General features: G+C 59.0%; 1 protein-coding gene. It reads right to left on the reverse strand.

Translation table 11 applies throughout. The features are described from left to right. Positions 1-40: 40 nt before the first annotated feature. Positions 41-802, reverse strand: a complete 762-nt coding sequence (locus tag B8991_RS20940) for a ParA family protein (protein WP_084355214.1) — start codon at positions 800-802, stop codon at positions 41-43. Between the last annotated feature and the right edge of the window lie 551 nt (positions 803-1,353).

Consider the following 1,353-nt stretch of genomic DNA (forward strand, 5'->3'; position numbering starts at 1 on the left):
CGCGCCTGTTGTGTCGGGGTGTAGGACCTGCGCTTTGGGTTTAGGCATCCTCGGCCTCCCAGACATTGTGTGACAGAACGTCGTTCATCACCTGCATTGCAAGTTCCAAGAGTTCTGTGCTGTGCCCGGCGGAGATCCGGGCGCCCTCGTAGCCCTCCGAGATCTGATGCTTGATGATTTCGCCGAGCGGTCCCTTGTCTGTCATCATGGCCAGTGTGGCGCGATGTGGCACCATCGTCTTGACGAGGGCAAAATCCTTCCGCGCGCGCTCGAGATATTTCTGCTCGGTCACCGAAAGCCGCGACAGGTTCTTGACATTATTTGCCACGAAACAATGCGCAGGGCGTGGTGACCCCGCACCAAGACGGAGGTAGAACGCCTGCATCCAGTCCCGTGTGGCGACGGCAGAGACAGCGTCGGGTTGCGACAGCTGTATGGGCGACATGACAAAGTCCGACACTGCCAGCAACTGGTCCAGCGCCTTTGTCGCGAAGCCAGGCGTGTCGAGCAGGACAAGATCGGCTGACCGGGTATCATAGGCGTCATCTATGATCTGGGTCACGCGGTCTGCATCGAGCGTGTGATGCAACTGGGCGGTGTCCGGCCAATACCCGTTCTGCACCGCTGCGCCCTGCCATGAGGACAGGTTGTTCGTACTATCGGTGTCGATAAAAATGACCCGATACCCGGAGGCAAGGGCGGCACTGCCGAGCAGGGCCAGAAGGGTTGTTTTCCCGGCGCCGCCCTTGAAGCTGAAAGCCGTGATTACGGGAAGATTGAAGTCCGCCTCACCGTCCGCCATCTCGGATCCTCACCACCTGTTCAGTAGGAATTTGTTCTTCCCCACGCTATCAAACCCGACAGCTTGGGGCCAGCGATCTGTTGACTAGTGATTTGCCAAGCAGTGACCTGTTGATTAGTGGCTTGGCAGATAGTGATTGGTGACCTGCCAGGCAGTGGCCTGGGATGCCATGTGCAGCAGTGACCATGCCACTCGTGTTCCACCCATCCGCGCAGCAGAGACGTGCTGATCATCTGCCCCGCGCTGCGGCAGCTGTCCTCGCCGTCTTCCCGCGACATCCCAGCCGCTGCGTCCACCCCAACACCTCCTTCACCCTTCCCCAGCAAATTGGCGCGGCCCTGTGGCCGCGACTGTTTTCATTCTGGCGACCGCCCCGGGGCGGTCGTTCGGTCGGGTCCCGACCGAGAAAGAATAGTCTCGCGCCGAGTCAACCCAAGGTTGATTTGCGGCAATCAACGGCGTATTCTTTCAATTGCAGGATATGTGCATTGTTAACGCAACATGATGTGCCGGGCGGTGACGCACCGATGAAGAAGCTGAAAGCTCAACAA

This window comes from Primorskyibacter flagellatus, assembly GCF_900176485.1.
GTDB lineage: Bacteria > Pseudomonadota > Alphaproteobacteria > Rhodobacterales > Rhodobacteraceae > Primorskyibacter > Primorskyibacter flagellatus.